The 23,454-nt window shown below is 62.9% G+C and carries 19 protein-coding genes; 16 read left to right on the forward strand and 3 right to left on the reverse strand.

What is annotated here, in order from left to right; translation table 11 throughout:
* Window positions 1-450 precede the first annotated feature (450 nt).
* The gene (gene gltS / locus MSG32_RS01755) at window positions 451-1,641 is read left to right on the forward strand and encodes a sodium/glutamate symporter (protein WP_043331271.1); all 1,191 of its coding nucleotides are present in this window, start codon (window positions 451-453) and stop codon (window positions 1,639-1,641) included.
* Between the two features lie 247 nt (window positions 1,642-1,888).
* Here the strand turns inward: gltS and MSG32_RS01760 are convergent, their stop codons facing one another.
* The gene (locus MSG32_RS01760; protein ID WP_248377194.1) at window positions 1,889-3,385 is read right to left on the reverse strand and encodes an SLC13 family permease; all 1,497 of its coding nucleotides are present in this window, start codon (window positions 3,383-3,385) and stop codon (window positions 1,889-1,891) included.
* Between the two features lie 523 nt (window positions 3,386-3,908).
* Between MSG32_RS01760 and galE the strand changes: the two genes are divergently transcribed.
* From galE to ihfA, 15 genes are all read left to right on the forward strand, one after another.
* Window positions 3,909-4,931 (forward strand): UDP-glucose 4-epimerase GalE, encoded by a 1,023-nt coding sequence (gene galE / locus MSG32_RS01765; RefSeq protein ID WP_043337279.1) that lies wholly within the window; start codon window positions 3,909-3,911, stop codon window positions 4,929-4,931.
* 170 nt (window positions 4,932-5,101) lie between these two features.
* Window positions 5,102-5,929, forward strand: coding sequence for a 3'(2'),5'-bisphosphate nucleotidase CysQ (cysQ, locus tag MSG32_RS01770; RefSeq protein ID WP_248377196.1), 828 nt, complete (start codon window positions 5,102-5,104; stop codon window positions 5,927-5,929).
* Window positions 5,930-6,008: 79 nt separating this feature from the next.
* Window positions 6,009-7,859: a sulfatase-like hydrolase/transferase gene (locus MSG32_RS01775; protein ID WP_248377198.1), complete on the forward strand. Its 1,851-nt coding sequence runs from the start codon at window positions 6,009-6,011 to the stop codon at window positions 7,857-7,859.
* Window position 7,860: 1 nt separating this feature from the next.
* Entirely contained in the window at window positions 7,861-9,213 is a 1,353-nt protein-coding gene (locus MSG32_RS01780; protein ID WP_107336295.1) for a UDP-glucose/GDP-mannose dehydrogenase family protein, read from the forward strand.
* Entirely contained in the window at window positions 9,210-10,343 is a 1,134-nt protein-coding gene (locus tag MSG32_RS01785) for a glycosyltransferase family 4 protein (RefSeq protein ID WP_248377199.1), read from the forward strand. The genes MSG32_RS01780 and MSG32_RS01785 overlap by 4 nt, the downstream gene beginning before the upstream one ends.
* A gap of 231 nt (window positions 10,344-10,574) precedes the next feature.
* The gene (locus MSG32_RS01790; protein WP_082388255.1) at window positions 10,575-11,087 is read left to right on the forward strand and encodes a DUF2489 domain-containing protein; all 513 of its coding nucleotides are present in this window, start codon (window positions 10,575-10,577) and stop codon (window positions 11,085-11,087) included.
* Between the two features lie 20 nt (window positions 11,088-11,107).
* Window positions 11,108-12,262, forward strand: coding sequence for an amidohydrolase (locus MSG32_RS01795; RefSeq protein WP_248377201.1), 1,155 nt, complete (start codon window positions 11,108-11,110; stop codon window positions 12,260-12,262).
* A gap of 277 nt (window positions 12,263-12,539) precedes the next feature.
* Window positions 12,540-13,415, forward strand: coding sequence for an OmpA family protein (locus MSG32_RS01800; protein ID WP_043335655.1), 876 nt, complete (start codon window positions 12,540-12,542; stop codon window positions 13,413-13,415).
* 338 nt (window positions 13,416-13,753) lie between these two features.
* Entirely contained in the window at window positions 13,754-15,652 is a 1,899-nt protein-coding gene (gene thrS / locus MSG32_RS01805; RefSeq protein WP_043335653.1) for a threonine--tRNA ligase, read from the forward strand.
* A 34-nt stretch (window positions 15,653-15,686) separates the two neighbouring features.
* On the forward strand, window positions 15,687-16,226 hold the full coding sequence (infC, locus tag MSG32_RS01810; RefSeq protein ID WP_082388253.1) for a translation initiation factor IF-3: 540 nt from the start codon (window positions 15,687-15,689) through the stop codon (window positions 16,224-16,226).
* Between the two features lie 100 nt (window positions 16,227-16,326).
* Window positions 16,327-16,521 carry a 50S ribosomal protein L35 gene (gene rpmI, locus MSG32_RS01815; RefSeq protein ID WP_043335648.1) on the forward strand — a complete coding sequence of 65 codons (195 nt, stop codon included), beginning with the start codon at window positions 16,327-16,329 and terminating at the stop codon, window positions 16,519-16,521.
* A gap of 45 nt (window positions 16,522-16,566) precedes the next feature.
* Window positions 16,567-16,920 carry a 50S ribosomal protein L20 gene (rplT, locus tag MSG32_RS01820; RefSeq protein WP_043335644.1) on the forward strand — a complete coding sequence of 118 codons (354 nt, stop codon included), beginning with the start codon at window positions 16,567-16,569 and terminating at the stop codon, window positions 16,918-16,920.
* A gap of 358 nt (window positions 16,921-17,278) precedes the next feature.
* Window positions 17,279-18,298, forward strand: coding sequence for a phenylalanine--tRNA ligase subunit alpha (gene pheS, locus MSG32_RS01825; protein ID WP_248377203.1), 1,020 nt, complete (start codon window positions 17,279-17,281; stop codon window positions 18,296-18,298).
* Between the two features lie 56 nt (window positions 18,299-18,354).
* Window positions 18,355-20,739: a phenylalanine--tRNA ligase subunit beta gene (gene pheT / locus MSG32_RS01830; RefSeq protein ID WP_248377205.1), complete on the forward strand. Its 2,385-nt coding sequence runs from the start codon at window positions 18,355-18,357 to the stop codon at window positions 20,737-20,739.
* A 26-nt stretch (window positions 20,740-20,765) separates the two neighbouring features.
* Entirely contained in the window at window positions 20,766-21,122 is a 357-nt protein-coding gene (gene ihfA / locus MSG32_RS01835) for an integration host factor subunit alpha (RefSeq protein WP_107336300.1), read from the forward strand.
* 140 nt (window positions 21,123-21,262) lie between these two features.
* Here the strand turns inward: ihfA and MSG32_RS01840 are convergent, their stop codons facing one another.
* Window positions 21,263-22,657, reverse strand: a complete 1,395-nt coding sequence (locus MSG32_RS01840; protein ID WP_248377207.1) for a potassium transporter TrkG — start codon at window positions 22,655-22,657, stop codon at window positions 21,263-21,265.
* Entirely contained in the window at window positions 22,654-23,307 is a 654-nt protein-coding gene (locus MSG32_RS01845; RefSeq protein ID WP_248377209.1) for a TrkA family potassium uptake protein, read from the reverse strand. The genes MSG32_RS01840 and MSG32_RS01845 overlap by 4 nt, the downstream gene beginning before the upstream one ends.
* Window positions 23,308-23,454: the final 147 nt, after the last annotated feature.

Raw genomic sequence — 23,454 nt, forward strand, 5'->3', positions numbered from 1 at the left:
ACGCCTCATGCGTGACTGATCAGGGGCTTTTTTGCCTCTCTTGAGACCCTCGCTCATCAGAGCGGGGGTCTTTGCGTTTCGTGGCAGGGCAGAAGTTGCCCGGCTGGCGCTCACGCCCGCCGTTGCTGGGCTGACGCGGGCAGGCTTGCGTGGAAAATACGTGTCATGCTCGCCAGGCCGCTATAGACTTTTGTCTGATGTTGACGGCTCAGTCAACATCCGGGCTTGCACCGGTGCCCACCCTGCGTATCATCGCTGCACCCGCATAATGATAACGATCTGGTGGCAGACCGGATTCGAGAACACAACAATTCCAAGCGGTGCAAAGGCAAACCCCCTGATTGAAGAGATAATGGATGCGTCCCCATCCCTGCTCTGATCGGGCATCGCCAGTGCACCTCTCGTTCAGGAGGTCCGCTAGAACAACCCACAACTACTCATCGGTATCGCATGATTCAACTTGATGCTATCACCACCCTGTTGCTGGCGGCGCTTGTCCTCGTCGTTGGCCATCTGATCGTCGAGCGCGTGCGCGTGCTGCGCGAATTCAATATCCCCGAGCCTGTGGTCGGCGGCCTCATCGCTACCATCATCGTCACCGGCCTGCGCGGCCTGGGTTACGAGTTCCAGTTCTTCGGCGGTCTCCAGACTCCCTTCATGTTGCTGTTCTTCGGCTCCGTTGGCCTGTCGGCAGACGTTCGCATGATTCGTGCCGGCGGCAGCAAGCTGGTGCTGTTCCTCGCGCTGGTCATCGGTCTGCTCATCCTGCAGAACCTGCTGGGTGTCGGTGTTGCCAGTCTGTTCGGTCTTGATCCGGTACTGGGTCTGCTCGGCGGTTCCATCACCATGTCCGGTGGCCACGGTACCGGCGCGGCATGGGCCAACGTCTTCGCTGACGAATATGGCATCAATGGCGCGATGGAAGTCGCGATGGCCTGTGCCACCTTCGGGCTGGTGTTCGGTTCCCTGATCGGTGGGCCGACGGCGCGTTTCCTGATCAATCGCATGAAGCGTGAAGGGCAGGACATCAACGCCCAGGTCAGCGATTCCGAATATGACGAGACGGAAGTCCAGCATCCGCTGAACACGTCCAATGCCCTGAAGACACTCTTCATGCTGCTGCTCGGGGTCGTCTGTGGTCAGCAGCTGCAGTCACTCACCTCGGGCACCGCCTTCTCGCTGCCGACCTTCGTGTGGGTGCTGTTCAGCTGTATCGTCATCGGCAACGTGGTGCGCGCCTTCGGCGACAAGCACCTCAATACCCACGCCGTGGATGTGCTGGGCAACATCAGCCTGTCCATCTTCCTGGCGCTGGCGCTGATGACGCTCAAGCTCTGGGATCTGGCCAATCTGGCACTGCCGATTCTGGCCATCCTGCTGGCACAGGTCGCGCTGGTGTTCCTCTACACCACCCAGGTCACCTTCCGCCTGATGGGCAAGAACTATGACGCTGCGGTACTGGTCGCGGGTAACTGTGGTTTCGGCATGGGCGCCACGCCGACGGCGATCGCCAACATGCAGGCGGTCACGCAGCACCACGGGCCGTCGCGTCTGGCCTTCATCATCGTGCCGGTGGTGGGTGGTTTCCTGATCGATATCGCCAACTCGCTGATCATCAAGGGCTTCCTCGGCTTCTTCTGAACATGACAGCAGATGTCATGATGAGAAGCCGCAGAATCTGCCTGGCATGAACGACAACGCCGGACTCCATTGGAGTCCGGCGTTGTCGTTTCGGGGGGGCTGAGGCTTGCAGGTTGCGATGTCTCAGGCTTCAAGGGCTCAGGCTTCAAGGGCGGTGAGAAGCTCGTCAGGCGCTTGTGCTCTCGCCCTCGTTCTCACCTTCGCTTTCACCTTCGCTCTCTTACAGGCCCCGCGTCAGCACTTCCCTCTACACCCACAGTGCCACGATCAGGCCATAGGCCAGCAGGGTGACGACCACGGTACCGGCCAGGTTCAGGAAGAAGCCGGCGCGCATCATGGTCTGGATCTTGAGGTGGCCTGTGGCGAACACGATGGCGTTGGGCGGGGTCGCCACCGGCATCATGAAGGCACAGCTGGCCGCGATGGCCGCCGGCACGGTGATCAGCAGCGGATCGATGTCCAGTGACAGCGCCAGTGCCCCCAGCAGCGGCAGGAAGGCGGCTGCCGTCGCGGTATTGGAGGTGACCTCGGTCAGGAAGATGATCACCACGACCACGATGGCGACCAGGCCGATGAGCGGCAGCACGCTGAACATCGACAGCTGGCCGGCGATCCACTCGGCGAGACCCGAGCTCTTGATCACGCCCGCCAGTGCCAGACCACCCCCGAACAGCAGCAACACGCCCCAGGGCAGGTCACGCGCGTCTTCCCACACCAGCAGGCGGCGGCCGCGTGAGGTGCCGGAGGGAATGGCGAACAGGCCCACGCCGATGGCCATGGCGATGCCGGTGTCCGACAGCCAGGCAAGGCCTATCTGGTTGATCAGCGGACGGAACATCCACAGCAGGGCAGCCACCAGGAAGGCGACGCCGACACGTTTCTCGGCGCTGCTCATGGCACCCAGTGCCTTGAGTTCACGGCTGATCATCTCGCCGCTGTCTGTCGTCTCGGACTTGAAGGAGAAGGGCGTGCGCGTCAGCCACCACCAGGTGATGGCGCACATCGCGATGGCGACCGGCAGGCCGACGAGCATCCACTGGGCGAAGCCGATCTCGATGCCTTGATCACTGGACAGGTAACCCGCCAGCAGGGCATTGGGCGGCGTGCCGATCAGGGTCGCGATCCCGCCGAGGCTGGCGGAATAGGCGATGCCCAGCAGCAGGGCGGCGGCGTAGCGCTTCAGTTCCGGGTCATTGCTGTCGCGCTCGTCCTGACCACTGGACATCAGGCTGACCACTGACATGCCGATGGGCAGCATCATGATGCTGGTGGCGGTGTTGGACACCCACATGCTGATGAAGCCGGTGGCGATCATGAAGCCGGCGATCTGGCGGCGCGGCGAGTGGCCGGCAAGCTTCAGCGTATGCAGGGCCACGCGGCGATGCAGGTCCCAGCGCTGCATGGCGATCCCGAGCAGGAAGCCACCGAGGAAGAGGTAGATGGTCGGGTTGGCATAGGCGGCGGTGGTGCTCTTGATGTCGTCGATGCCAAGCGCTGGCACCAGCACGATGGGCAGCAGCGAGGTCACCGGAATCGGCAGGGCCTCGGTGGCCCACCAGGTGGCCATCAGCAGGGCAAGGCCGACGCAGAGCCAGGCGCTGTCCGGCATGTCACCCGGCGCCGGTGTCAGCCAGGTCAGCAGCAACAGGAGGGGTCCGAGTATCAGGCCGATGCGCGCCGCGAGTGGCGCTTGTGGCGGCGTAGTGGATTGATCAGCGACGTGATCGGGAGATTGCTCAGGCATGTCGACTCCAGAGAAGCCGGTCGGCGACTGGCTTCCTCATCATGGTGGTCATCGTGTTGTTGGTATGGGTCATGGTAGGTGATGGCGAGTTGTCGTGTTGGTGTTATTCATTACATGTCGCGCATGTATCCCCGGTCGGGGTGACGTGCACGACGTGTCATGTTGCCTGCCTTGTCAGAAAGCCGCTCGCGAGTCGATCAGCCGGGCGCTCAGGCGGCAAGGCGCGGCCATTGTCTCAGCATTGCGGCGCGGCTCAATAGCCTTCATTGCCTGTTTTGAAACTCCGGCAAGTGAAACCTTGACGCCGCGCAAGCGCGACGCTTGATCCGAGGTGCTCACACCTCGGGCCAGGCCCTGTGTGACGCCATCTTGCACGGGGCAGGTTGCTGTCTGGCGACAGACGCTGTCGTTGGCTGTGGACTTGTGAGCGCAAGGGCTGGAAGGTAGGGTTAGCAGCCATGAACAGGGCCAGCGCAGGACAACTGCGTGGCCCACTGTCGCGTTACTTTCACAAGGAAGATGATTGATGATTCTGGTCACGGGTGGTGCAGGCTACATCGGCTCTCATACGGTATTGGCGCTCATGGAGGCCGGCCATCAGGTGCTGGTGCTGGACAACCTGTCCAATGCCAGTGAAGCCTCTCTTGCGCGTGTGGCGACGCTTGCCGGGCGCGAAGTGCCGTTCGTCGAAGGGGATATCCGCAACGGCGCGCTGCTCGACAGCCTGTTCGAGCGTCACGATATCGAGGCCGTGGTCCACTTCGCCGGGCTCAAGGCGGTCGGCGAGAGCGTCGCCAAGCCGCTGGCCTACTACGACAACAACGTCAACGGCACCCTGGTGCTGTGTGACGCCATGGCGCGTGCCGGCGTCAAGCGTATCGTGTTCTCTTCCTCCGCCACCGTGTATGGCGATCCCGCCTCCACGCCGATCCGTGAAGACTTCCCGACCTCCGCGACCAACCCCTATGGCCGCTCCAAGCTGATGGTCGAGGAAGTGCTGCGCGACCTGGCCGTCGCGGATGACAGCTGGCGCATCGCGCTGCTGCGCTACTTCAACCCGGTGGGCGCCCACGAATCCGGCACCATCGGTGAAGACCCCAACGGCATTCCCAACAACCTGGTGCCGTATATCAGCCAGGTCGCCGTGGGTCGCCTCGAGGAACTGGCCGTGTTCGGTGATGACTACCCGACGCCGGATGGCACCGGGGTGCGCGACTACATCCACGTCGTCGACCTGGCCGATGGCCACCTCAAGGCGCTGGACTACCTGGCCGGTGATGCGCGGGATGGCGTTCACACCTACAACCTGGGCACCGGTACCGGCTACAGCGTGCTGGACATGGTCAAGGCATTCGAGAAGGCCAGCGGTCGTCCGGTGCCGTATCGCATTGCACCGCGTCGCGCCGGTGATATCGCCGAATGCTGGGCAGAGCCGGACAAGGCCTTCAGCGAGCTCAAGTGGAAGGCCGAGCTGGGTCTCGACCGCATGATGGCCGACAGCTGGCGTTGGCAGTCACGCAACCCCAACGGCTATCGCAGTGCCTGAAAACTGACACTGCAGGGTCAGTGCGCCTGAGTTGATCGAGCTTGAGTTGACGGCGCTTGTGTGAAGTCCTCTCGAAGCGGTCGCGGGCAGCATCCGCGGCCGCTTTTGCGTATGATGACGGCGGGCCGAAGGGCCCGTGTCGACTCCTTCGAATTCTCTGCGAGACCCCCATGACCCAGTCTGATGTCACCCTCGATCTTGAACTGCTGACGGCCATTGAACAGCTTTGCCGTGAAGCGGGGCAGGCGATACTCGCCGTTGCCCGTGGGGGAGAGCTCGGCACGCGCGCCAAGGCGGATGACAGCCCCGTCACGGCGGCGGATATGGCGGCGCATCATGTGCTGGTCGAGGGGCTGGCCCGTCTGACGCCGCAGATTCCGGTGCTCTCGGAGGAGAGCGACAAGGCCGATATCGCGGCGCGGCGTGACTGGCAGACCTTCTGGCTGGTCGACCCGCTGGATGGCACGCGTGAATTCGTCACCGGCAGCGGTGAATACACCGTCAACGTGGCGCTGATCCAGGGTTCGCGCAGCGTGCTGGGCGTGGTGGATGCGCCGGTACTGGCGACGACCTGGAGCGGGCTCGCCGGCGTGGGGGCCTTCCGGGAAGACGCCACCGGGCGTGTCGCGATCACGGTCAGTCCGGAGCCCGAGGTATTGAGAGTCGTGGCCAGCAAGTCGCATCTCGATGCGCGCACGGCGGCGCTGATCGAGCGACTGACACCGGTGGAGAACGTCAGCTGTGGCAGCTCGCTCAAGTTCTGTCGCATCGCGGAAGGCAATGCGGATCTCTATCCGCGCTACGCGCCGACCAGCGAGTGGGACACCGCGGCGGCCCAGGCCGTACTGGAAGCGGCCGGCGGCCAGGTCTTCGATGCCGAGTCATTGCCCGCACAACCGCGTCGTCTGGACTACAACGCCCGCGATACGCTGGTGAATCCCTTCTTCATCGCCTGTGGCCAAGCGGATGGTCGCTGGCGCCAGGCGCTGGACGTCTGAGGGTGGCCGGGGCTCGACGGCTCGTGCATCCATTGGCCCGCGTAAGGGCTGAAGCGCTCATGTCATGGCGAGGACGCGCATGAAGGGCCTGCTGCAGCGCCTCGTCCGTCGCCTGTTTGCGCGCAGTGATCAGGCGAGCAAGCGGGCCGGGGTGATCTCCGCCATCACGCTGGCCCTGCTGGCGAGTCTGGTGCCGTTGATCTATCACGGCCTGCTCGAGGGCGGCCTGATCCTGTTCGGCAATCTGTTGCTGTGGCCGTGTCTGCTGGCGGCGCTGCATCGTCCGCGCTGGCGTTGGCCGGCGCTGGGGCTGATGGCGGCGCTGGGCGTCAATCTCTCCGCAAGCGTGGTCAGCGCCGTCTATTACGATTCCCGCTATGGGCTGGCCTTCGCGCTCAGCTCGCTGGATACCAGCCGCAGCGAATCGATGGCGATGCTGTTCAAGTTCCCGCTGGCCCTGATCGTGCCGCTGGGATTCTTCCTGCTGGCGCTGTCACTGGGCAATCGCTTCGGGGCGGGGCTGGCTCGCGCCCGGCTGGGCGGACGCAGCGGAATTGCCTTCGTGCTCTGGATGCTGATGCTGCTGGCCGGTAGCTGGCAGTGGGGCCGGGCCAGCGTGCCGCTGGCTATCACGACGCTGTCGGTCTCGCCGGGCTGGAACCTGGCCACCACCTCGCATGCCTGGTGGGAGAAGGAGCGCTACAAGGCACTGATGGCGGATGACTATGATTTCGGTGGCGTCTCGCGCAGCCCCGAGGTGTCGGATGATGCTGTCTTCGTCCTGATCATCGGCGAATCCCAGCGCCGCGATCAGCTGTCGCTGTATGGCTATTCCCGCGCCACGACGCCGAATCTCGATGCGCGTCGCGACGAGCTGGTGGTCTTCGATCAGGCAATCGCGCCGGCGCCGCAGACCGTGCTGGCGGTACCGATGCTGGCCAGTCTGACCGACCCGCGAACCTTCTCGCCGCGCTATCTGGACGCCAATCTGATCTCGCTGGCCAATCAGGCCGGCTATCATACCGAGTGGCTGTCGCGCCAAGGGCTCGATATCACCTCCGAGCGCACCTGGATCACCGCCATCGCCCAGCGTGCCGATGTCGCTCGCACCATCATGACCGACTATGACGATGGCTTGCTGGATGCACTGGATGAAGCGCTGGCGCGCGAGGTCGAGGGGCCGCGGCTGATCGTGCTGCATCTCTACGGCAGTCACCCGCCGGCCAGCCTGCAGTACCCGGATTCACTGCGGTATTTCCTGACCCCGGACAGCCGCTCGCCGCTGACCGATGCCTACGATGACAGCATCCGCTTCACGGATCAGGTGATCGAGGGCGTCTTCCAGCGTCTCGAAGGGCGACCCGCTGGCGTGCTCTATCTGTCGGACCACGGCCTCGAGCATGACCCGCTCAGTGACGCCTATGTGCATGGCGGTGATCGCCCCAGTCAGGCGCCGTACCGCATTCCGCTGTGGCTGTGGCAGACGGGGCAGGCGCCCAATCCCGCGCGCGAGCTGACGCGCCTGCGCTCGCACGCCGATGAGCCTTTCGCCAGTTTTGACCTGCCCTATCTGGCCAGCGACTGGCTGGGCATCCGCTTCTCCGGTGACAAGCCGTGCCTGTCGCCCTGGGCGGTCTGCTATCAGCCGCGTGAACGTCATCCGGTGCTGGACCAGCTGGGACGATTGAACTTCTATGAAGCCCTGCCGTCGGACTTTCTTTCCCGACCTCTCGCGCCGGGAGCCGAAGAGCTCGAGGAAGCGGTCGAGGCGACCACCGAGCTGCTGGAACGCCCTGAGTTCATGTCCGGGCAGGGCGCGAAACGCGACGGGCAAGCCCCACAACCGGATTCCCGCGTGACGCCGTCAGAGGAGTCGTCGGCGTTCACCTTGTCACCTGCTTCATTACCTTCAGAAACCCTCAAGGACTGACATGAAAATCACTGTCTTCGGAACAGGCTACGTAGGCCTGGTGACTGGCACCTGTCTGGCCGATGTCGGCCATGACGTGATCTGCATGGACGTTGATGCGGCCAAGATCGATGGCCTCAAGCAAGGCGAGATCCCCATCTTCGAGCCGGGGCTGGAGAGCATGGTGCTGCGCAATGTCGAGGCCGGCCGCCTCAACTTCACCACTGACGCCCGTCAGGCCGTCGAGCACGGCGTGCTGCAGTTCATCGCCGTGGGCACACCGCCGGACGAAGACGGCAGCGCCGACCTCAAGTACGTGCTTGCGGTGGCCGGCACCATCGGCGAGCACATGAATGACTACAAGGTCATCATCGACAAGTCCACCGTGCCGGTGGGCACGGCGGATCGTGTCACGGCGCGAGTCGCCGAAGTGCTTGCCGAGCGCGGCGAACGTGTCGACTTCGATGTCTGTTCCAACCCGGAATTTCTCAAGGAAGGCGCGGCGCTGGAGGACTTCACGCGTGGCGCGCGCATCGTGGTCGGCACCGATTCCGAGAAGGTGCGTGAGCGCATGCGCGAATGCTACGCCCCCTACAACCGCAACCATGAAAAGCTGATGTTCATGGATGTGCGCGCCGCCGAGCTGACCAAGTACGCTGCCAATGCCATGCTGGCGACCAAGATCAGCTTCATGAACGAGATCTCCAATCTGGCCGAGCGTCTTGGCGCGGACATCGAGGAAGTACGTCGCGGCATCGGCAGTGATCCGCGTATCGGCTACCACTTCATCTACCCGGGCTGTGGCTATGGCGGTTCCTGCTTCCCGAAGGATGTCCAGGCACTGGCGCGTACCGCCAGTCAGGTCGGCTATGACGCCGAGCTGTTGACTGCAGTCGAGTCGGTCAACAAGCGCCAGAAGGTCACGCTGTTCGACAAGCTGTCGCGGGCCTTCGATGGCGACCTCAAGGGCAAGACCATCGCTGTCTGGGGCCTGGCCTTCAAGCCCAACACCGATGACATGCGCGATGCGCCGAGCCGTACGCTGATGGAAGCGCTGTGGGACGCTGGTGCGACCGTGCAGGCCTATGACCCGGAAGCGATGAAAGAATGCCGCCGCATCTACGGCGAGCGCGATGAGCTGGTGCTGGTTGCGGACCGTCAGCAGGCAGTCAAGGGCGCCGATGCGCTGGTGGTGTGCACCGAGTGGAAGGAATTCCGCACCCTGGATGGCGAGTGGCTCAAGGCGCAGCTCGGCTTCCCGGTGGTGGTCGATGGCCGCAACCTGTTCGAGCCCGCCGCCATGAAGGCCGCTGGCCTGATGTACTACGCGGTCGGTCGCGGTGACTCCATGCGTCGTGTGCAGGAGGCGTCGTGAGCACTGGTGCAGGCAAGCTGGCCGCGATCGCCATTCGTCAGGTCGAGAAGAATACCGGTGCCAGCCGCAATGCCTTCGAGCAGGCGGATGCGTTGCGCGCGCTGGGCTATCGCGTGGTGATTCTCGCCGAGCGCGGCAAGCCTGAACTGGCTCGCTCCCACGGCGCGGAACTGGTGCGCCTGTGGCGGTGGCCCTTCAAGGGGGCGTATCGACGTTTCTGGTTCAATCGCCGTGTTCAGGCCTGGGCCAGCCGCCATGCGCCCGACCTGCTGATCAGTCATGGTGACTGCGAAAGCCCGGATACCGTCTATCTGCACAATTGCGTGCACCTTGCTTCGCAGTGCATCCATGGCCGTGAGCTGCCTCGCGACCACGAAGTGGCGGCGATTCATGATCACGTGCTCAAGGGGGGCAAGTTCCGTCAGGTTGCGGTCAATTCGCGCATGATGGGCGAGGATCTGATGGCGCGCTACGGTATCGCGCCTGAGCGGATCGAGATCAGTTACCCGGGCTATGATCCGGAGCAATTCACGGTCGAGCGCGCGCGCGCAGGGCGCACCGCCCAGCGTGAGGCATTGGGCGTGGCCGAAGATGAGCTGCTGGTCGGTCTGGTGTCATCCGGCAACTTCACCAAGCGCAACGTCGCCGGGTTCGTGGCGATGGCGGCGCTGATGGAGCAGGCCTCACCGGGCCGCTATCGCTTCCTGGTGGTAGGCAAGGATGATGCCGCGCCTTACCAGCAGCAGGCCAAGGAGGCGGGCATCGCCGAGCGCATGATCTGGCGCTCGACCATTCCCGAGGTCGAGACGCTCTATGGTGCGCTGGACCTGTTCGTGATGCCGGCCCATATCGAGGAGTTCGGGCGTGTCGCGCTGGAGGCGATGGCCTGTGGTGCGCCGGTGCTGCTCAATGCGCGGGTCGGCTCGGCCGAGTTGCTCGATGATTACCCTGAGCTGGTCATGGCGGCAGAGTCCACGCCACAGCAGTGGGCCGAGCGCTGCACCCATCTGCTCGAGAGCGATACGCAGGCGCTGAGCGCTGCGCTGGCCAGTCTGGCATGCAATTACTCGCATCAGGCGCAGAATCTCAAGCTCAAGGCCAGCTTCGAGGCCTTGATGGCGGGGCGGTGAAGATCTGCGCTGACAGATTGACCGCTCGCGTGCCGGACGAAGCATGAGTGCGACAGAGCAAAGCGTGCAAGAGTGAATGACACGACTGGCCCCGTATCCCTGATGCGGGGCCTTTTGTTGACACAAGGCGTGGGTGAGGGCGGGCTACGTGGTCATCGGTCGCAGTGCCCCACCTTGGGTGTCGCGTGTGCAGTCCCTATACTCATGGCTTGTTTACCGCAGGAGAAAGGCATGTCCCTGACTATCAGCATCATTCTGGCTGTCATCGCGATCATCATCATCGCGGGATTGGCGTTCTATGCCCTCAAGCTGCGCCGCGAGGTCAAGGTGCGTGAGGCGCGTCGCGAGCAAGAGCTCATCCAGGCGCGCGCCAACTGTCTGGAAAGCCTCGAAGCCATCGCACGCGCCATGCAGGCCGGGCAGGTCGACATGGTGGAAGGCGGTCTGCGCTGCAAGGTGTTGATCGAGATTCTCGATACCAGTCTGGCCGAAGATGACGTGCTCTCGGTCTTCGGTGTCCTGCATGGGCGGGTCTCACACCTGCACACTCATTCGGCGCGCAAGGAGCTGTCGCCGCGTGAACGCCTTGCCGAAGACAAGGAGCGGATCGCCGTCGAGGAAGCGCTGGCGGAGCCGCTGCAGCTGGCGGCGAGTCGCGTGCTGAGCAACATGGAGTTCTGGCATCAGCATTACCTGGGGCGCAAGCGTCCCGCTTCGCCAGCAGATCTGGGGCAGGCCGTCTGATGAGTCTTCAAGAGGCAGGCATGAACACGACACTTCCCTTGCTGGTCACGCCGCTGGCCGAGCTGCGTCACGCCCTGCACCGCTCACCGGAACTCTCCGGACAGGAAGCCGCCACGGCGGCCTGCATCGCCGGCTGGATGCAGGAGGCCGGCGCCGAGGTGGTCAGCGGGCTGGGCGGGCATGGTCTGGCCGCCATCTTCCGCGGTACTGAGCCAGGCCCGCGCGTCATGCTGCGCTGTGAGCTGGATGCGCTGCCCATCGATGAGGCGCCACGCGGCGACTGGTCCTCCTGTCATCCGCATGTCGGGCACCTGTGCGGCCATGACGGCCACATGAGCTGGATGCTGGGCGTGGCGCAGCGCCTGGCGGCGTCTCCGGTCGCCAGGGGCGAGGTGGTGTTGCTGTTCCAGCCCGCCGAGGAAACCGGCGAAGGCGCGCGCGCCGTCGTGCGCAGCAAGGCCTTTGCCGCGCTCAAGCCGGACTATCTCTATTCGTGCCACAACCTGCCGGGGCGCCCCCTCGGGGAAGTCAGCGTGCGCGACCATGCCTTCACCTGCGCCTCACGCGGCATGATCGTGCGGCTGTCCGGGCTCTGTGCACATGCGGCCCACCCGGAAAATGGTCGCAGCCCGGCGATGGCCATGTGTCGCATCATGCAAGGCCTGTCGCGTCTGCCGTTGCAATTTGCCGATGAGACCGGACTTGCGATGGTGACCCTGATTCATGCGCGCCTGGGCGAGGTCGCGTTCGGCACCTCACCGGGCGACGCCGAGGTGATGGTCACTCTGCGCACCGAGAGCGATGACATGATGAAGGCGCTGGCCGAAGCGGCGGTGTCACTGGCGCGCAGCGAGGCGGAAGAAGACCGTCTGGGCATCGACGTGGACTGGTGTGACACCTTCGATGCGACCTGGAATTCGCCTGAGGCGAACGACATGATTCGTCGCGTGGCGCGACAGCAAGGGCTTGATTGCGTGGAACTTCCTCAGGCACATCGCTGGTCCGAGGACTTTGGCGTGCTGGCACGTGACTGCCATGCCGCCATGTTCACATTTGGCGCAGGTGAGGAAATGCCGGGCCTTCACCACCCCGATTACGATTTTCCTGATACGCTGTTGGCGCCCGGCGTCGAGATTTTCGAGGGGCTGGTGCGCCAGCACCTTGGAAGAGAGTAAAACAGGGGGTTTACAGCGTCGCTATTCTGATACAGTTAGTGTCAAAGTTTTTCGACGTTGCAAAAAACACTGTTTTCCTTCACCGTATGCATGAGGATCGGTACCGTTTTCAAGGGAAACAGACCCGATCAGAGCTGGAAGGACGCACCTGCATGTGCTTTCTTCTTAAAGGAAGATTTGAATAAAATTCCTTTCATCGTAACGAGTTCGGCTCTTATACTGAGTCGATACGTAACACCCTCGTTACATATTGCGCTGTGTTAAGAAGGAGTCTTACATGAAAAGATCTACGACTGGCCTGGTTCTGGGTTCTGCATTGGTTGTTGGCCTGTCTGGCTGCGCAAGCTCTGCTTCCCAGTCTTCATCTGCTGAGAAGCCCTGGTACAGCCAGCCGTTCGTCTGCGGTCTGGCCGGTGGCCTGATCGGTGGCGGGATTGGTTACGGCGTCTCTGGCGACAGCGACGAAGACACCGGCGCTTCTCTGGGTGCTGTCGGCGGCGCGACTGCCGGTGCACTGCTGTGTGCTGACGATGCTCCGAAGTCCATGGACGACGATGGCGACGGCGTGCCGAACGACCGTGACGAATGTCCGGGGACTCCGGCAGGCGTCGCTGTTGATGCGAAAGGCTGCCCGCTGGACACCGACGGTGACGGCGTTGCTGACTACAAGGACCAGTGCCCGGGTACTCCGGCCGGCGTCACTGTTGACGCGAAAGGCTGCCCGCTCGATTCCGACGGTGACGGCGTGCCGGACTACCAGGACCAGTGCCCGAACACCCCGGCCGGCGCCAAGGTCAATGCCCTGGGCTGTGTCGCTGACCTCGTCCTGCGTGACGTGAACTTCGAGTTCGACTCCGCCAAGCTGACTGCCAACGCCGAGAAAGTGCTGAACGGTGTGGCGGCCAAGCTGGTCTCCAACGAGAACGTCCGCGTTCGCGTCGAAGGTCACACTGACTCCGTGGGTTCTGACTCCTACAACAAGCAGCTGTCCCAGAAGCGTGCTGACTCCGTGAAGGCCTACCTGGCTTCCGAAGGTGTTGGCGCCAACCGTATCCAGACTGTGGGTTACGGTGAAGAGCAGCCGGTCGCCAGCAACGATACCGCTGCAGGCCGTGCCGAAAACCGTCGTGTCGAGCTTGCTGAAGTCAAGTAAGCCGAACGCGGTAAGCTGAATCAGACGGGGCGCCTCAGGGCGCCCCGTCTGCGTTCGTGTCGTGCATGGTCTTCAGTGGCTCAAGCGTATCTTTACGACTTTTGAACGGGCTGCTAAGGTCTTGCCTCGTTCATGTTCCCGCGTTATGTGTCCACACCCTGACTGGTCGCTCGATCAGCATGGGGCAGTGGGCGGCGCCCCAGGCATTGTAGGCCGGGGTCAGTAATGCGAGGGGCGTGATCGTCATTGCCCCCATTTCGAGCCGACGCCCCGCGTTCGGCCAAATTCGCTTCACGTGACCCTTGGTAAGGGCCACCACTGAACGCAAGGAATTCTTCATGCCTATCGTTACTCTGCCTGACGGCAGCCAGCGTACCTTCGATACTCCGATTTCCGTGATGCAGCTGGCCGAGTCCATCGGTCCCGGTCTTGCCAAGGCCTGCGTGGCCGGCAAGATCAATGGCGTCGAGGTCGATGCCGCTGACATGATCACCGAAGACGCCAACGTCGCCATTCTCACGGCGCGTGATGCGGAAGGCCTGGACGTGATTCGTCACTCCTGCGCGCACCTGATCGGTCATGCCGTCAAGCAGCTCTACCCGGAGGCCAAGATGGCCATCGGCCCGGTCATCGATGACGGTTTCTATTACGACATCGACTTTGGCCGCTCGGTCACCCCGGAAGATCTCGAGACCATCGAGAAGCGCATGAAGCAGCTGATCGACAGCGAGTACGATGTGGTGCGTGAGTATGTCTCGCGTGACCAGGCCATGGCTGCTTTCGAGAAGCGCGATGAGCCGTACAAGCAGGAGATCATCGAGGGCATCGGCGAAGGCGACACCATCCGCCTTTACCACCACGAAGAATACACCGACATGTGCCGCGGCCCGCACGTGCCGAATACCCGTCACCTCAAGCACTTCCAGCTGCTCAAGCTGGCCGGTGCCTACTGGCGTGGTGATTCCACCAAGCCGATGCTGACCCGCATCTATGGCACCGCCTGGCCGGACAAGAAGCAGCTCAAGGCCTACCTCAAGCGTCTCGAGGAAGCCGAGAAGCGCGATCACCGCAAGCTGGCCAAGAAGCTGGACCTCTTCCATATGCAGGAAGAAGCGCCGGGCATGGTGTTCTGGCACCCGAATGGCTGGACCATGTATCAGGTGCTCGAGCAGTACATGCGTCGTATCCAGCGTGCCAATGGCTACCAGGAGATCAAGACGCCGCAGGTGGTCGATCTTTCGCTGTGGAAGAAGTCCGGGCACTGGGGACATTACAACGAGCTGATGTTCACCACCGAGTCCGAGAAGCGTGAGTACGCGGTCAAGCCGATGAACTGCCCGTGTCACGTCCAGGTCTTCAATCAGGGCCTGAAGAGCTACCGTGACCTGCCGCTACGTCTGGCCGAGTTCGGCTCCTGTCATCGCAACGAGCCGTCCGGCTCTCTGCATGGCCTGATGCGCGTGCGTGGCTTCACCCAGGATGACGCCCACATCTTCTGTACCGAGAATCAGGTCGAGTCCGAGGCCGAGGACTTCATCCGTCTGACGCTGGAAGTCTACCGTCAGTTCGGCTTCGAAGACGTCGAACTGAAGCTCTCCACCCGTCCGGAATCCTTCATCGGTGAGCCGGAAGCGTGGGACAAGGCCGAAGCCGGCCTGCAGGCAGCACTGGATGCGACTGGCCTGCCGTGGGAGCTGCAGCCGGGTGAGGGTGCCTTCTATGGACCAAAGATTGAATTCTCTCTGCGAGATTGTCTGAATCGTGTCTGGCAGTGTGGTACTCTACAGCTCGACTTCAATCTGCCTGAGCGTCTCAGTGCCCAGTTTGTCGATGAAAGTGGAGAGCGTCGCATGCCGGTCATGTTGCACCGCGCGATTCTCGGCTCCTTCGAGCGCTTCCTCGGCATCCTGATCGAGCACCACGCAGGCGCGATGCCATTCTGGCTCGCCCCGGAGCAGGTTGTCGTAATGAATATCACGGATTCCCAGGCAGAATATGCCAAGGATCTGGTCTCCCGCCTCGAGAAACATGACATCCGTGTCAAAGCAGACTTGAGGAACGAGAAGATCGGCTTTAAAATCCGTGAGCATACTCTGCAGAAGGTTCCTTACCTCATCGTCGTTGGCGACAAGGAAGTGGAAGCTGATGCAGTAGCTGTCAGAACCCGTTCCGGTGAAGACCTCGGCACCATGAAAGTTTCAGAATTCATGGAACGCCTGAAGGAAGAACAGGTCTGACAGTAACGAATTTCAGCCAAACGGAGACGCAACGATCAAGCGGAATAATCAGCGCGGACGCCCCCAGGAAAAGCGGGCTCCCATCAATGACCGTATTCGTGCGGACGAAGTCCGCCTCATCGACGCAGATGGCGAGCAGGTTGGCGTAGTGTCAACCAAAGATGCGCTTGTCAAGGCCGAAGAGGCAGGGCTCGACCTCGTCCAGATTTCCAATGCCGACCCCATCGTCTGCAAGATCATGGATTACGGCAAGTTTCTTTTCGACGAGAAGAAACAGAAGAATCTGCAGAAGAAGAAGCAGAAACAGATCCAGGTCAAGGAAGTCAAATTCCGTCCTGGTACCGATGAAGGCGATTATCAGGTCAAGCTACGCAACCTGACTCGCTTCATCGAAGGCGGAGACAAGGGTAAGGTAACCTTGCGCTTCCGTGGTCGCGAAATGGCGCACCAGGACATCGGCCGCAAGCTGATGGAACGGATCGCCGGCGATCTCTCGGAGCTCGTGACCGTCGAGTCCTTCCCGAAAATGGAAGGCCGTCAGATGATCATGATTCTCGCGCCGAAAAAGAAGTGATCCATAGGCAGTAAAACGGACACATCAGGGTCACGCCTGCGGGCGTGGCTCTTTTTGTCGGCCCTGGATTTTCTCAAGAAACCGAGCGGAGTTAATACTCATGCCGAAGATCAAGACTAACCGCGGCGCTGCCAAGCGCTTCAAGAAGACTGCCAACGGCTTCAAGCACAAGCAGTCCTTCCGTAGCCACATCCTGACCAAGAAGTCGACCAAGCGTAAGCGTCAGCTGCGTGGCATGAAGCAGGTTCACGCTGCAGACAAGGCGCTGATCCAGCGCATGCTGCCGAACCTGTAAGCCGTCCTTACCTCGGTCCAACTTTCTTAATATCAGGAGTACGCTATGTCCCGCGTCAAGCGTGGCGTCGTCGCACGTCGCCGTCACAAGAAGATCATGAAGCAGGCCAAGGGTTACTACGGAGCGCGTTCACGCGTCTTCCGCGTAGCCAAGCAGGCTGTCATCAAGGCCGGCCAGTACGCTTACCGTGACCGTCGCGTCCGCAAGCGTCAGTTCCGTGCCCTGTGGATCGCGCGTATCAACGCTGCGGCCCGCATCAATGGCATGTCCTACAGCCGCTTCATCGCTGGCCTGAAGAAGGCCAATATCGAGATCGACCGCAAGGTCCTCGCCGATATCGCGGTTCACGAAAAAGCTGCCTTTGCTGCCATCGTCGAGAAGGCCAAGGCTGCTCAGTAAGTGACCGGATCAGATGTCGCCCAGACCCGGCGAGCCGCTCAGGTGGCGAATCGGGTCGTGACTGTCGAATGCTTGCATTGGACAACTCAGGCGGTATCGAGATGACGTGTTACGTCACAGGGGAAGAGCAGCCGCTCTTCCCCTGTTTTTGTTTGGCCTGCCGTCAGAGAACCGGCGGTGGGTCGACAGCGACATGAACGGGATTGGCCGCGTTGTGGGCCGGTCTCTGGCAAGGGCGCGATCGTCTGTGTGACTCACCGCAGGCGGAGCGCTCTCCCTGCCGACCTTCGGGTCGGCGCGACTTCCATTGGTGGCGGACATTGCCGCGCCAATGACTCAAGCGATCGGAGCTGAACGGATGGAACATCTTTCCACCCTGGTGGACGAAGCACGCACCGCGATCCAGGCGGCCGAAGACGTCCAGACCCTCGACGAGGTACGGGTACGTTTTCTCGGCAAGAAGGGCGAGATCACCGCACTGCTCAAGGGCCTCGGCAAGCTGTCCCCCGAAGAGCGTCCCAAGGCCGGTGAGACCATCAACGAAGCCAAGCAGCTGCTGAGTGGCGAGTTGGATGCACGTCGCAATACGCTGGAAACGGCGGCGCTCAATGCGCGTCTTGCCGCCGAGCGCGTCGATGTGACCCTGCCGGGCCGTGGTGAGCCGGTAGGCGGCCTGCACCCGGTCACCCGCACGCTTGAGCGTATCGAAAGCTTCTTCTCGCACATCGGCTACGGTGTCGAAGAAGGGCCGGAAATCGAAGATGACCATCACAACTTCGAAGCGCTGAACATCCCGTCGCATCACCCGGCGCGCGCGATGCATGACACCTTCTATTTCGATGCCACGCGTCTTCTGCGCACTCACACCTCACCGGTGCAGGTACGCAGCATGAAGGCCAGTGAGCCGCCGCTGCGCATCGTCTGCCCGGGCCGCGTCTATCGCTGCGACTCCGATCTGACCCATACCCCGATGTTCCACCAGGTCGAGGGTCTGCTGGTCGACGAGAATGTCAGCTTCGCCGACCTCAAGGGCACCGTCGAAGAGTTCCTGCATGCCTTCTTCGAGCGTGATGACCTGGAAGTCCGCTTCCGCCCGTCCTACTTCCCGTTCACCGAACCGTCCGCTGAAGTCGATATCCAGTGCGTGATGTGTGCCGGTGACGGCTGTCGTGTCTGCTCCCACACCGGCTGGCTCGAGGTGATGGGGTGCGGCATGGTGCATCCGGAAGTCTTCCGTCACTCCGGTATCGATAGCGAGCGCTTCCGCGGCTTCGCCTTCGGCATGGGTGCGGAGCGTCTGGCGATGCTGCGTTACGGCGTCAACGACCTGCGGTTGTTCTTCGAGAATGACCTGCGTTTCCTTCGCCAGTTCAGCTAGGCACTCATTCACGTATCGCGCCTTGAGGGCGTGAACTTACGGAACAGGACAGCAAGATGAAATTTTCCGAACAGTGGCTGCGTGAGTGGGTGTCGCCGGAACTGAACACCCAGCAGCTGGCCGATCAGGTCACCATGGCCGGTCTGGAAGTCGATGGTATCGAAGCGGTCGCCGGTGAGTTCACCGGTGTGGTCGTGGCCGAGGTCAAGGACAAGCAACCGCACCCGGAGGCCGATCGCCTCAATGTCTGCCAGGTGGATGATGGCAGCGGTGCGCTGGTGCAGGTCGTCTGTGGCGCGCCGAATGTCGCCGCTGGCCAGAAGGTGCTCTTCGCTCAGGTCGGCGCCAAGCTGCCGGGCGACTTCAAGATTCGCAAGGCCAAGCTGCGCGGTGTCGAATCCCGCGGCATGATCTGTGGCGCCTCCGAGCTGGGTCTGGAAGCCGAAGCCTCCGACGGCATCATGGTGCTGGCTGCGGACGCGCCGGTGGGCCGCGATGCCCGTGACTTCCTGAATCTTGACGACAACGCCATCGAGGTCGATCTGACCCCGAACCGCGGCGACTGCCTGAGCGTCAAGGGTCTGGCGCGCGAAGTCGGCGTGCTCAACCGTCTCGCTGTCACGGCGCCGAGCATCGAGCCGGTCGCCGCCCAGATCGACGATACCTTCCCGGTCACCGTCAGCGCGCCAGAGGCGTGCCCGCGCTATCTGGGGCGTGTCGTGCGTGACGTCAATGTCGCGGCGACCTCGCCGCTGTGGCTCGAGGAGCGTCTGCGTCGCAGTGGCATCCGCAGCATCGACCCCGTCGTCGACGTCACCAACTACGTGCTGCTCGAACTCGGCCAGCCGATGCACGCCTTCGATCTGGCACGCCTGAACGGTGGCATCGAGGTGCGCATGGCAGCCTCTGAAGAGCCGCTGACGCTGCTCGACGGTCAGGAAGTCGCGCTGCGTGACGACACCCTGGTCATCGCCGACGAGAATGGCCCGCTGGCCATCGCCGGTGTGATGGGTGGTGAAGGCAGTGGCGTGAACGCCGAGACGCGCGACATCTTCTTCGAGTCGGCCTTCTTCGCGCCGTTGAGCGTCGCTGGCAAGGCGCGCAGCTACGGCCTGCACACCGACAGCTCGCATCGTTTCGAGCGTGGTGTGGACGCCCAGCTGCAGCGTGATGCCATCGAGCGCGCGACGGCCCTGCTGCTCGAGATCACCGGCGGCAAGCCGGGCCCGGTCATCGAGGTCGCAAGCGACGCAGCGCTGCCCAAGGCCGCCGTCGTCAGCCTGAGCGGCGCCAGTGTCGAGCGCACGCTGGGCATGGCACTGCCGGATGACGAGATCGTCGAGATTCTCGAGCGTCTGGGCATGCAGGTCGCCGCGAATGGCGATAGCCAATGGCAGGTGACGGTGCCGAGCTGGCGTTTCGATGTCAGCATCGAGGCTGACCTGATCGAAGAGCTGGCGCGCATCCATGGCTACAACAATCTGCCGGTCAGCCGCCCGAACGCGCGTCTGGCGCCGGCCGTGGCCAATGAGACCACCCAGCCGCTGACCAGCCTGCGTCGTCAGCTGGTGGCGCGGGGCTATCAGGAAGCGATCAGCTACAGCTTCGTCGCCCCTGAGCTGCAGAAGACGCTGGACCCGCAAGGGGTGGCGCCGGCACTGGCCAACCCGATTTCCAGCGACATGGCCGTGATGCGCAGCTCGCTGCTGCCGGGGCTGGTCAAGGCGCTGAGCCACAACCTCAATCGTCAGCAGTCGCGCGTGCGCCTGTTCGAGACCGGGCTTGTGTTCCGCGGCGAGCTGGACTCCCTCGAGCAGACGCCGATGATCGGCGGCCTGATCACCGGTGCACGTCTGCCGGAAGGCTGGAATGGCGGTCGTGACAAGGTCGACTTCTTCGATCTCAAGGGCGATGTCGAGGCACTGCTGGCATTGGGCGGCAATCTGGATGCCTGGCGCTTCGAAGCCGCCGAGCATCCGGCACTGCACCCGGGCCAGTGCGCTCAGCTGTTCTTCAATGGCGAGCCGGCGGGCTGGATGGGCGCCCTGCACCCGGCGGCGCGCGCCAAGCTTGGCCTGAAGGTCGAGGTGTTCGTGTTCGAGATCACGCTGGCCTCTGCCTGCGCGGGTCGTCTGCCGCGCTTCGCGCCGCTCTCCAGGTATCCTGAAGTGCGTCGTGACCTGGCCTTCGTGGTCGAAGAGGGCGTTCACGTGCAGTCGCTGCTCGACGCCATCCGCTCGCAAGCCGGTGAATGGCTGACGGACCTGCGCCTGTTTGACGTCTATCAGGGCCAGGGGGTAGCCGATGGTCACAAGTCGCTCGCCCTGGGCTTGACCTGGCAGCATCCTTCGCGCACGCTGAATGATGAGGAAATCAATCAGTTAGTCGATGCGATCGTCACCGATGGCCACACACGTTTCGGGGCGGCGCTGAGAGCATGAGTCGCCACTTGAACGAGGGAGCGGACATGGGAGCGTTGACCAAGGCGGAACTTGCCGAGCATCTGCACGCAGAACTCGGCATGTCCAAGCGCGAAGCCAAGTCGATGGTAGAGGTATTCTTCGACGAGATTCGCGGTTGCCTGCGGGAAAATGAACAGGTGAAGCTGTCCGGTTTCGGCAACTTCGATCTACGTGACAAGCGCGAACGTCCGGGGCGCAATCCCAAGACAGGCGAGGAGATTCCGATCTCCGCGCGTCGCGTGGTGACATTCCGCCCAGGTCAGAAGCTCAAGGCCCGAGTGGATGAGTACGACGGCGAGACGCACGCACATCAGCGTCTTGAAGAGCATGATGACCACGATGATCATGATGATGATCACTGAGGTCATTGCCTGACCTCACCCGCCGCTCCCTGAGCGGGTGACCATGCTCACGAAAGCCCCGACGCCTTGCGTCGGGGCTTTCGTCGTTCTGAGGCGTCGTTTGTGGTGTGCCATCAGCCGTGCGCCATCACCCGTGCACATCAGCCGATCGAGAGCTCGGTACGCGCATAGCTGATGCCGGGGCGGCTGCGGGTCGCCAGCAGGTAGCCGAGGGCGAGTGGTCCGGTGCGGCCCAGCAGCATGGTCGCGATGATCAGCAATTGCCCGCCGGGCGAGAGCTCGGGCGTCAGGCCGTGGCTCAGGCCGACGGTGCCGAAGGCCGAGACGGTCTCGAAGGCCAGCGACAGAAAGGCGTGGTCCGGGTCGGTGATGGTCAGGCCGAACAGCATGCTGAAGATCAGCAGCATCGCCGCCAGTGCCACGGCGATCGACTTGAAGACGGTGTCATCGCCGATGCGGCGGCCATGCAGGGTTGGGGAGGGCTCGCTGCGCAGAAAGGCGCGCGTGGTCAGCAGCAGCACCACGAAGGTGGTCAACTTGATGCCGCTGGCCGTCGAACCGCTGCCGCCGCCGATGAACATCAGCGCCATGGTCCACAGGGTCGAGGCTTGTGTCATCTCGGCGGAATCGATGACGCTGAACCCGGCGGTGCGCGGTGTGATGGCCATGAAGGCGGCGGCGAGCAGGCGTTCGCCATGACTGGCCATGGCGCCCAGCGTGCCGGGGTTGCGCCATTCAAGCGCCAGTATCATCACCAGGCTCAGCAGGTTGAGCGCCACGGTGGCTTCGATCACCAGGCGTGCCTGCACCGAGAAGCGTGACGGCTGCAGCAATACGCGCCAGCCATGTTGGCGGCGCCGCTCGCGCAGCTCGCCGATGACGGCAAAGCCGATGCCGCCAGTCATGAACAGGATGCCGATCACGCCGCTGGTCAGGGGGTTGGCCGCCTCGCGCATCAGGCTGTCCGGCCACAGGGTGAAGCCGGCATTGTTGAAGGCCGAGACCGAGTGGAAGAGGCTCAGCCAGAGCCCCTCCTGCCAGCCGTACTCGGGCACCCAGTCCAACGCCAGCAAGGAGGCGCCTGCCAGCTCGAGCGTCAGCGCAAAGGCGGTGATGATCTTGAGCAGGCGGCCTATCTCGCGTGAGCTGCTACGATTGAGTGCCTCGCGCAGCAGACTGGTCTGATGCATCGGCAGGCGCTGGCCCAGCATCACCAGCGACAGGGCGGCGATGGTCATGAAGCCGAGGCCGCCGAGCTGGATCAGTATCAGCACGACGGTCTGGCCCGCGAGGGTGAAGTCGCTGAGCGGCGTGACGGAGAGTCCGGTGACCGTGACGGCAGAGGTTGCGGTGAACAGCGCCGACAGCCAGCTCAGCCCTTGCTGGTGCATGCCGGGCAGTTTCAGCAGGCAGGCGCCCAGCATGCCGAGGCCCAGAAAGCCGCTCAGCAGAATCTCCGGCGGCGACAGATGGATGATGGGCCCACGTGGGCTGCGGGTCAGGGGGCGGAGGTAGCGCCGGTAGCGCTGCCTCATATATGTGCTCCCAGCTTGCGCAGCGCGCTCAGCTCGCCGATCAGGACCAGATGGTCACCGGCGGCCAGTTGCGTGCTGCCGGAGGGTTGGCGATCGAGGGTCTTGCCCTTGCGCAGGGCGATCACGCTGATGTCGTCATCGATGGGCAGCTGATCGAGCTGCTGGCAGTCATCGCCCAGTCGTGCACTGACCTCCAGCTCGACCACGAACTGGTGATCGCCGAGATGGATGAAGTCGACCATGGCATGGTAGGCGAGGCTTTCCGCCACGCGCACGCCCAGGTCGTACTCCGGATGCACGATGTGATCGACTCCCAGACGACTGAGCAGCTTGTGGTGTGCATCCGAGGTGGCCTTGACCCACAGCTCCCTGGCGCCGAGCTCCTTGGCCAGCAGCGCGCAGATCAGGCTCTGTTCCATCGAGTCGGCCAGATCGATCAAGACGGCGTCGTACTGCTCAAGCCCCAGCTCCTGCAGGGCATGTTCGTCGGTGGGGTCCGCGATCACGGCCTGATTGAGCAGGTCTGCCACGGCATTGAGGCGCTTCTCATCGGCGTCCACGCCGAGCACTTCATGGTCATGGCGCCTGAGTTCCCGCGCGACGGTGCTGCCGAAATAGCCCAGTCCGATAACCGCGAATTGACGATGCATGACGACTCCTTGTCTGCGCTGCTGGGTGAGGCCAGACGCTCTTTGTCCCGACGCTCTCAGGCCAGGCACTCTCAGGCCCAGCACTCTCTGGCCAGAGCGTTCTCGTCTGCGTCTCTTGAATGAGCCTACTCCAGTGATGCGGGGATG

The sequence above is a fragment of the Cobetia sp. 1CM21F genome, from assembly GCF_023161745.1.
In the GTDB taxonomy this organism is placed as follows: Bacteria; Pseudomonadota; Gammaproteobacteria; order Pseudomonadales; family Halomonadaceae; genus Cobetia; species Cobetia amphilecti.